The sequence below is a fragment of the Bacteroides sp. MSK.20.82 genome (genome assembly GCF_019052485.1).
Lineage (GTDB): Bacteria > Bacteroidota > Bacteroidia > Bacteroidales > Bacteroidaceae > Bacteroides > Bacteroides thetaiotaomicron.
The window spans coordinates 1-9,949 of the sequence record NZ_JAHQUN010000086.1 but is presented as its reverse complement, the minus strand read 5'-3'; the positions used below and the strand labels follow the sequence as shown (position 1 = coordinate 9,949).

The 9,949-nt window shown below is 34.6% G+C and carries 8 protein-coding genes; 4 read left to right on the top strand and 4 right to left on the bottom strand.

What is annotated here, in order from left to right; translation table 11 throughout:
- Positions 1 to 580: 580 nt before the first annotated feature.
- From KTR07_RS27140 to KTR07_RS27130, 3 genes are all read left to right on the top strand, one after another.
- Complete coding sequence (locus KTR07_RS27140; protein ID WP_036629362.1) at positions 581 to 2,470, top strand: P-loop NTPase fold protein; 1,890 nt, start codon at positions 581 to 583, stop codon at positions 2,468 to 2,470.
- Positions 2,471 to 2,566: 96 nt separating this feature from the next.
- Positions 2,567 to 4,459 (top strand): AAA family ATPase, encoded by a 1,893-nt coding sequence (locus KTR07_RS27135; RefSeq protein WP_192917108.1) that lies wholly within the window; start codon positions 2,567 to 2,569, stop codon positions 4,457 to 4,459.
- Positions 4,437 to 5,417: a hypothetical protein gene (locus KTR07_RS27130; RefSeq protein ID WP_151853843.1), complete on the top strand. Its 981-nt coding sequence runs from the start codon at positions 4,437 to 4,439 to the stop codon at positions 5,415 to 5,417. The genes KTR07_RS27135 and KTR07_RS27130 overlap by 23 nt, the downstream gene beginning before the upstream one ends.
- Positions 5,418 to 5,741: 324 nt before the next feature.
- Here KTR07_RS27130 and KTR07_RS27125 read toward each other — a convergent pair whose 3' ends face one another.
- The 3 genes from KTR07_RS27125 to KTR07_RS27115 are packed head-to-tail and all read right to left on the bottom strand — an operon-like array spanning position 5,742 to position 7,485.
- Entirely contained in the window at positions 5,742 to 6,422 is a 681-nt protein-coding gene (locus tag KTR07_RS27125; protein WP_036631691.1) for a hypothetical protein, read from the bottom strand.
- A 2-nt stretch (positions 6,423 to 6,424) separates the two neighbouring features.
- Positions 6,425 to 7,267, bottom strand: a complete 843-nt coding sequence (locus tag KTR07_RS27120) for a hypothetical protein (RefSeq protein WP_036631692.1) — start codon at positions 7,265 to 7,267, stop codon at positions 6,425 to 6,427.
- Positions 7,234 to 7,485: a DUF1653 domain-containing protein gene (locus tag KTR07_RS27115; protein ID WP_051636094.1), complete on the bottom strand. Its 252-nt coding sequence runs from the start codon at positions 7,483 to 7,485 to the stop codon at positions 7,234 to 7,236. Before KTR07_RS27115 ends, KTR07_RS27120 begins: the two co-directional genes overlap by 34 nt.
- A 368-nt stretch (positions 7,486 to 7,853) precedes the next feature.
- Here KTR07_RS27115 and KTR07_RS27110 point away from each other — a divergent pair, with 368 nt between their 5' ends.
- Positions 7,854 to 8,717 carry a toprim domain-containing protein gene (locus KTR07_RS27110; protein ID WP_151853415.1) on the top strand — a complete coding sequence of 288 codons (864 nt, stop codon included), beginning with the start codon at positions 7,854 to 7,856 and terminating at the stop codon, positions 8,715 to 8,717.
- Positions 8,718 to 8,817: 100 nt separating this feature from the next.
- On the opposite strand, the gene KTR07_RS27105 is transcribed toward KTR07_RS27110, so the two are convergent.
- Positions 8,818 to 9,597, bottom strand: a complete 780-nt coding sequence (locus KTR07_RS27105; protein WP_151853416.1) for a DUF4121 family protein — start codon at positions 9,595 to 9,597, stop codon at positions 8,818 to 8,820.
- Positions 9,598 to 9,949 lie beyond the last annotated feature (352 nt).

Genomic DNA, 9,949 nt, shown 5'->3' with positions numbered 1-9,949 from the left:
AGGTGGTGCCACCAGGAATCGAACCTTTTAGTTTGGTTTACTCTAATCCCTTGATTGACAGCACCTTTTTGCTTTATTTCTTATGAAAACCATCGAATTAGCTTTACACTAAATTCATCGCTTTTCTTTATCAATTCAACAATCATTATCTTTTTGACGATGCGAAGATAAGCAAAAGGTTCGATTTCTGCAAGCCTTTATTAGATTTTTAAACGAAGAACTATGGCTCTTTATCTCAAGAAACGAGCGATTTTGTTAATATGTTGATTGTTAGTATTTTTATTTACTATGTGCTTAACTTTTAATTCTTTTTGTTTGTTTAACAGCCCAAACAGCAAGGTTAGGTGTATTGAAAATCAGCCTAATATTTTTTCGTTTTTAAATGAAAGAGCCGTGAGAAGAAACCTGAAATTTAGTTGTATGGATGTTATTGTATTTAAGAAATTTCACTAACTTTGTTTGTTGTGGATGTGGCGATAATGGATTTGCAGCGTCATTTACTATTTCATATTTAATGTTCTTATTGCTACATTCTTATTTTCCAATGGAGTTAAAATAGAATTATGTTAATAACAAAAGTATGAACAGTTTAATTCTTGATTTTTTAGACAGTTATGCTGGTAATCCTAATCCTCAGTATGCCGTGATGCTGAAAGGAAAATGGGGATGTGGTAAAACTCATCTTATAAAGCAATGGAAGAAGAAGTTTGATAAGACCTCAGATACCAATGAGGAAATTACACTAAAGCCCATCTATATTTCGACCTATGGAATGGATAGCGTGAATGATATTAAGACTGCTATAGATAGAGAATTAAATCCTTTCTTTTATTCGAAAACAGGGCGCTTCATAAAAGGAGCTTTGAAATTAGCCGGTAAGATAGTCTTCAAAACAAGTATGGATTTTAATGAAGATTCTAAAGAGGATGGTTCATTTTCCGCAACACTGGATTCATTGTCGTTACTACAAGTGGAAGACGATAGTATAAAAGGTGTAAAATTTCTGATATTCGATGACATCGAAAGGTGTCTGATAGAAATGAAAGAATTGTTAGGTTTTATCAATTATTTTGTAGAGCACTGTAATTGTCATGTTGTTGTAATTGGAGATGAGAACCACCTTGAAGAACTGCCTAAGGCTGTATTGGATGAGTTTAAGGAAAAGACTATAGGCAAGGAATTTGAAATACAACCCAATATAAAAGAAGCCATCGAATACTTCCTTGACGAAGTTCCGACATCCGATTATTTGAAAGAAATGCGTGATTTCATTATTGACTGTTTTATATGTACAAAATCCGATAACTTACGGGTTTTGAGACAATGCTTATATGATTTTAAAAGCCACTTAAACAAACTTCCTTCCGAACTGATTGAAAAGGATAATATCTTTCTTAAAAATATTCTTGGTTCATTTATTGCAGTGTATGCAGAGTATAGCAATGGTGAAAGCAAAGAGTTAATTTGCAAATGGAGTGAAGAATGTAAATTCTTGCTACACCAAGATGATAATGAGGATAAGCAAAGAATGCAGCATTTGAGAGAAAAATATGATTCCTTAAATAAAAGCTTGGTATATAATGTTTTAAATCCAGGGTATGTTACGGCTATTATAAACTATATTATTACAGGTGCTCCACTTGTAGAATTCATTGCTATGGAAATAAAGGGTAATCAAAGAGAGCTAAAACCTTGGGAAAGGTTATCTGGTTTTTTCGATATGGAACAGCAAGAACTTGAAAGTATTTGTCAAGCTACTATAAATGCCATATTGGATAAAGAAATAAAAGACGCTTATCAACTTGGTTATAGTATTGCATATCTATCATATTTTGCTGCTATTGATGCTGTCTATTTGGAAAAGGATACTGTCTCTTCAATAAAAGAGAGAATAGCAGAAATGATTAATAATCAAACCAGTTTAGAAGAACTTTATCGGCTAAAAGGGCTTTTTATTAGTGGATGTAATTATGTAACCACAGATTCCAAGACTCTAATAACAGATGATATTGTGTCCTATTTTTTGCAGAAGATGAAATCAAAGATTAATGATTTACCAGATCAAATGCAAAAAGCACTACGTAATTTGACAGAAGAAACTGTCGAGGAGCTCATAATTATAGATAGGCAACCTTATCCGGATAAAAGTTGCACATACGAATATCGTACTATATTTGCATCGGAAGATGCAAATACTCTTTTTGATGCTATTTGTAAACTAAGTAATAAAAGCAGAAATTCTTTTACGCAATTTCTTTCTTATCATTATAATTTTGATTATCACCTACAAGATGTGGGGGATAGATATAAGGCAGATATTCCTTGTTTACTCCAATTGAATGATTTGGTTAGTAAGAAAATCAGTGTATTAAAGAGTGTGGACAGGCTTGCCTTTATAAGGTTGAAAGAGGCTTTGACTAAAGCGATTAGGAGGTGTGAAGGCAAGAATGACACCAGTGATTGTATTTAATATAAAAGCTATGCGGATTTAGATTCAGATATTTTCTACATGACAAGAACTAATTGTCTATTTATAACCATTTATCGTATAAATTTATTAAAACAAATGACAAAAGAGCGTATGGAAACCTTTAAAATCATTGGTGTACGACCATTGAAGGGATGTAATAAACATGTAATAAAAAACTTGAGACCTGATGTTTTTTATGCATTTTATAATAATTATGAGCTTAAAGATGGGAAAGTGATAAAAGGCGAACAACAAGTTCCGGATAATTTGTATGCATCCAATATTAGCCTGCACGCTATTGTTGGAATGAACGGTAGTGGAAAAAGTACAATCGTAGAATTAATTATCCGGATTATAAATAATTTGTCTTTTTATATCTTAGGAGAGCAATCTGGAACATACGCTGCTGAGCCATTGGTTCCAGTAAAACGCTTGAAGGCAGAATTGTATTATGAAAAAGATAATGTCATTTATAAGATCGCTATTTCCAACGAAGGCTTTTCATGGACAGACGAGTATGGTAATATAATGGGACACAATAGTGATGATTTGCAATCGCTGTTTTATACGATCGTCATCAATTATTCACATTATGCCTATAACTCATTGGAATATCAGTCCGAAATTATGGGGAGATATAAGAAAAAGTTTTGGATAGAAGCTCTTTTTCATAAGAATGACGGTTATAGAACACCCATTGTTTTGAATCCCTTCAGAGAACGAGGCAATATTGATATCAATGTGGAAACAGAATTGGCAGAACAACGTTCTATCGCTTTTTTTTCTTATTTTAAGCTTTACCACTCTATTAGTTTTCATCCCGATTATGACATTAAATCTTTTGTAATCAAACTAGATAAAGATGGTGTATCACAAAAAGTCAAACATGCGATGAAAAACTATTATCCTTGTTTGGCTAAAATAAAGGATATGAGCAAGGAGGATATGGAAAAACTAATCAAGGAGGCTTGGATAAAAAGATTTCCATTTCTTAATGGCAATAATGAATATTCAGAATATTGTTATCAATATCTTATCTATAAAACAATGTCTATCCTTGTTAAGTACTCTTTTTTTCAAGTCTATTTCAAAGAAGGTTCTAAACAAGAAAACCCATTTGGTAAGGCTGTGGATATGTTAAAAAAGGATAGAAGTCATATAACATTGAAAATTCATCAGATTCTTTATTACTTGGAAGAACCTTATTATCATGAAGGGAGATATTATTGGAGCGATTTGGAACCTTTCTTAAAGAAAAGATCGGATTCATCTGTTCAGATAGATAAAATTATGTATTTGTTACCTCCACCGATCTTCAAGACCAGTTTTTATTTATCTTATAGAACGGATAAAGGACAACTTGGAGTTGTTAATATAACTGATTTGAGTTCGGGGGAAAGACAATTGGTTTACTCAATGAGTTCAATATTGTATCATGTGCATAATATATATACCATAAAAAATGCCGAAAATCGAAAATCATATAATTGTGTACAGATTGTTTTGGAAGAAATAGAACAATATTATCATCCAGAATATCAACGTATTTTAATAGCTACTTTAATTGAATATTTGAACAAACTTAATATCGATAAGAATTTTAGGATAGACATATTGCTTGTTACTCATTCACCATTTGTGCTTAGTGATATTCCAATGGAAAATATCCTTTTTTTAGAACAAGGAAAGCCTGTCACATCAAAAGTAAAAAAGGAACTGACAGAATCTTTTGGAGCTAATATGTATGATCTCCTTCGTTTCAGTTTCTTTCTAAAGGAGAGTGCTATTGGAAAAGTGTCTTATGAGGTTATTAATAGTTTAATGACCAAGATAATGAATGATACCTCTTTTGATGTATCCTATTTCTATGAACAAACTCAAATCAATCATGGAAATCTTGACAAATACGTCAAACTGGTCGGCGACACCTTTCTTAAAAATATTCTTGATAAAAAATTAGGAAATAATGTATCAACTGAAAATAACTAAAAACACAGATGCCTTAGCGTTACAGCATTTCAATAATGTAAAGGGGCGTTTGTTAGATGATATTAATTACTTTCTTTCTGGTAAGAATAGAATAATGAATAAAGAAAAAATATCTATTCTTAGAGATAAACCTAGTGAAGATTTGTTGAGGTATTTATCTAAAGAGGAAAACTTGAAGGAACTTATAGTGTCCCATCCAGATAAGCTAAGGAGTATAATTTCAAAATTGCATTCAGATGCTTTTGATTCTAGTAAGATTTTAAATCGTATTCTTTATCATATTTTCATTGTCTTTGGATATAATGATAAGTGTTTTAATAAAGATGATTTTTATCGACAAAGCCAAGTGGGGACCTGTCCCTATTGTAATATGGTAGATATCCATTATACTCCCGCAACAGTATTCTCTAAGACGGAGAAAGGAGAATTGGATCATTTTTATCCTAAAGAAAAGTATCCAATGTTGGGATTGTCTTTTTATAATTTGATACCAAGCTGTCCTTCTTGTAACGATTTTCAGCATAAGAATAATTGGGATATCACATCAGATAAAGAGGATGCGAGCTTAACTCCAATGAAGATAATCAATCCATACGAGTATCAAGATAGTCATTTTTTCTTTGATTATAATTTGAAGTCTCACTGGGAAAATGCAGAAAACGGTGATGTGTATATATTAACAGGTGGAGATAAAAAAGATGGTTATAATGCATTGTTAAACCTGGGTTGTCGATATGATACAATACAGAATCGGGAGAATGTAATTTCCATAATTCGAAAATTGAATAGATATCCTCCCACTTATTTTGATTATTTGAACATGTTACCTATACCAGCAGATTTGATAAAAAAAGAATTTGATGATTGGGGATTCTATTTGAGAAGAGATGAGATTTGTAAATATCCTTTCAGTAAATTTAAATTGGATATATTGGAAAGAGCGAGGACCAATATGTAACTAATAAGTAAGAAGTGTCAAAACTCAATTTTAGTCCAAATGAGCTTTTTTTGATTTAAAACTTGAATATCCTTAGGGATATTCAAGTTTTAAATCAGCCAGCCAATTCATACTTAAAGTCTTGCGAATTAGTTGGTTTTTTGTATCTTTAGGAGGCTGTCTCAAAAAATAAGACGCCCCCTTTATCTATATTTTCATAAATACTCAGTTTGTTGCAACGAATATCACCTGCATTTTTAATAGCTTATAATGGAACGTGAGATATTGAAAGGTGAACGCAGATTTAGTATTAGAAAATATGATATGCAATAAAATATATCCATATTACATCATACGTTCTTTGACAAGATTTGGTATGTATTTATTTTTTTCATGCATATCTCCTAATCCTAATTTAGGATATACCATGCCACCAATTCCAGGAATGATACCTTTTTCTTTATCTTTAAGGGTGTCAATTGCAAATGTTAAGAAATTGAACTTATCTGATATGGAAGCAGGAAATTCTTTTTTCAAATTAGCTTGGGCATCTTTATACATCACAGGAGCTACGATGTAAATCTCTTGAGGATAAATATCATTAATCAAACGAGTTAACTGTGTTCGTACAACACAAGATGTACTAATAATGGATTTGACAACAACCAAAGTCCGGCATTTGTCAATTGGCTCTATATAGGATTTGATAATAGGACTATATTCTAATCCGGTAGAGGCATTTAATGTTATTCTTTCATTCCAAAAGACAGCTAAAGATACTTCCTTTTGAGACAAGCTCTCCAAAACTCCACGAGCCAACCAATCAGCATCTTCTGAAGCACAAGCCAACATTGTATTGCCATACTCACCATGTGTACGTTCATTCAAGAGTTTACCTAAAGCTTTTCCTACTAAGTAAAAGGAATGACGATAATCGTCAACAGAAATATCAGGTTTTGATAAAGCCTGTATCTGTTGAATCGTTTCGCTGTTCGCTTCATATGTCAAATTTACATAAGTTCTCATATCTAACTTAATAATTCTATTAATTCCCAAAGATCAGAAGGTTGTACATTTTCTAACTTTTGCTCTATTTCTGGAGTCCATATTATTTTGCCTGACAGTTTTTGATTACTTGTATGCCAATGCAGGTTATTTCCGCAAGTATAAAAACAGAGATCAAAACGTCTTAATATTTCTTGACTGCTATCTGCTATTTGGATATTCGGATAGGTTTTTATATTAATAAGTCCCTTACCTATTCTTTTTACTTCATCAGATATTGCCTTCAAAGAAATATTCTTTTGCTCCAAGCCAGTCCATACTCCCAAGATTGCTTCTGCAATACCCAGCAATTCATCATCTTTTGCTTCTCCCAATACTGTAATATTTTGAATAGCATTCTTGAAAGGAGGATAAGACAATATCAATTGGTTAAGACTTTTCTCAGCCGGAAAAAATGAGACTGAAGTACTTGAAACTATCTCCTCCGGAATAGGAGTAACCATCGTGGGGGAATTTGAATGAACTAACTTCAGTTCAAAATTTTCTCCCATTTCAGATGATATATCCATCTGCCGTTCAAAATCATGTTTCAGCTGTTTTGTTTGCCATGATAAATTTTTCACATCCTTGATTTGATGATATATCCGATGAGCCGTATTTGATTCTTCTATAAGAAGATCATCTACAAAACACTCTTCTAATTGGGACGTAAAATAGACAGAATCCAGTTGCGTTATATGGCTATTCATAAAAAGAGCAATACAGTAAATAGTGTAAAAACTTTCATAAATATTCCCTTTACTGTTATTATTGCCACCTTTATGTTTGTTCTTCAGATATTTTTTTTCTTGAGGGCTAATAGGCATGACATTTCTTTTTCTGCAATCTCAGTGAAACGATTTATTTCAATACCATCACGGATTACTTTGTCAAAAAACAAAGTTTTAGGACGTACCCATATTTTATGCATACCATACAAAGCTTGGTAGATTACCATCTCCTCTTGCGTTTCACTATGATAAGCATACCCTATCAATTTATATAATCCGCCTTTGAAATGCATAAAATATCGTTCCTTATCCATGATAAATCTATATTTGAGTATAAAAATAGTGAATTCCTCATTAAAAACATCGAAATGTCACAGATATTTTCTTTTTTAACGTTGTATAACGTCGCAATAAGAATAAAGGAGGAGAGATAAGGATGCTTTTTATCGACAAAGCAAGTGGGAATCTGCTCTATACTTATGTCTGCATGAATAAACAAAGGAAAATTTTATCTATCAAGTATCCATGCAAGAAGATGGGAGTATTTACGCATTGATTGATGGAACAAGTTGTCATCTGATGACTTTTAATGACATCTGATGACATTGCTTTTTATGTTTCGGGTATAAAGCGGTTCTTTGTCGTGTATTAATAGTGAACTAACCCTTGAAAATGAGATGCCATGAACATACAAGAAGCAAAGAACATTAGACTTGTTGATTTTTTAGCCGGATTCGGATACGAACCGGTAATACAGCGTGGGAACAGCGTATGGTACAAATCGCCCTTCAGGACGGAAAAGGAGGCCTCTTTCAAGGTTGACCTCCATAAGGAATTGTGGTATGATTTCGGTTTGGGGAAGGGAGGGGATATTATAACGTTGGCCAAGGAGATTTATCGGACACAAGATATAGGTTATGTACTACAGTGTATTGGGGATAAAAGAGCCGTACTGAAACCGGTTACTGTTTCCTGTCCGTTTGAAAAGGCATATCCCGCCTTTCAAGATCTGAAAATCATTCCTCTTGCCAACCGGATACTGCTTACTTATCTGAAGGAACGGTGCATCGATCTGGAAACTGCCCGAAAAATATGCAGGGAAGCTCATTTTAAACGGAATGGGAAGAATTATTTTGCCATCGCTTTCCCTAATATTTCCGGAGGGTACGAAATCAGGAACAGGTATTTCAAGGCTTGTATTGCTCCCAAGGACATCAGTCGCATCATTAGCACGCCGGAAAGCAGGATTTGCTATATTTTTGAGGGGTTTATGGATTTTCTGTCTTTCAGACCGGCTTTTCCATCTTTGGAAGAGGGGGATTATATAGTGTTGAATTCTGTCAGTAACTTACAGAAGGCTTTTTCTTTCCTTTCACAATATGACGGCATCCGTTGCTGTCTGGATAATGATACCGCCGGGAAAAATGCGGTGCAGGCATTAAAGGACAAATACGGAATCCGTATATGCGATCTTTCGCATGAATATTCCGGATATAAGGATCTGAATGAATATTTGTGCGGGAAGAACAATCTGCTCCATATCTAATAGAAGTTTTGAAAAGACTGCCTGATGATATACCCTTGTTTCCTTCCTGTCATATGTGGCAGGAGGAAACAAGGGTGATTTTTCATGTGGCGATACTGTGTTAATAGTAGAATGTGGTCAGATGCGTTTTATGGTCTTTTACAATCTTTACTTCCTGCATCTGTCCGTATATCTCACGCATGGATACCGGACAATCCATCTTTTCCCATTCTTCCGGGGAAATCCTCATGTCGGAATGCCTGAAACACAGCATGACCATTTCCTGAGAATCCTCTTCTGCGAATATGGTACCTTCATGGTCGTTGACAAACTGTTTGAGTCCATCCTCATCCTTACAGGATATTTCTCCGACGTACATATCCTCGCCCGGCCGGGTGTTTTTGCGGATATGGATTTTGAACCATTCCCGGCTTTCCGGCTGTTCAGATGCGCCACACTCCCACAGGGCTATTTTCGCATCGTAGTAAACCTCCCCGTTTTCACATGCCCCGTAATGCCCCCAATGCTTGAAACGGCCGGTAGTCCATGCCTTGAACCTTACATCGCCTGCCTTTACCAACAGACACTCACCGCCATGCATATCGCATTTGATACCCTCTTTGTCACGGGACACGAATGGAACACGGGAAAAATCCCGGAGTATAATGTTATCTCCATATACGGCATCTATAAAGAACAGCCGGGAACGCTCACCATAACCGGAAACAAAGAACAGGTTGTCTCCTGTTCGTGGATACCGGCCGGAGCGTGTCTTTTCGATGTGTTCCACCATGGTATTCACTTTATCTATATCTTCCTGTACAAGTCCGTGTATCCGATCATACCAGTAGTTCAGGCGGATGAAAGTTTCTTTGCTATACTTGTTTGTTGTCTGAATCATAATTTTCTTATTTTGTGATTAAACATTTCCGGCTTTGGCAAAGCCGGTATTTCTATCTCTTACATGTCAGACATTTGTCTTTTGCTCTGATAGTGCAAGGCTTGGCGAAAAAATACCGCAGCGAAGCGAGGATGATTTTTTCAGCCAACCAGTCCGAAGGACCGCCTTGCGCATCAGAAGCAAAAGGCTACCTTTACATGTAAGAAATAGAAATGCTGACCGATATATGATTCCAAAATAAAAAAACGTATAATCTGCCGGTTCTGTAATAAGAAAGCCATGAACCCCTCTCTTTTTATCGTTTCCATGACTTTCTTATGTTTATGTCGTGATACTTGGAAACGGGTATTAC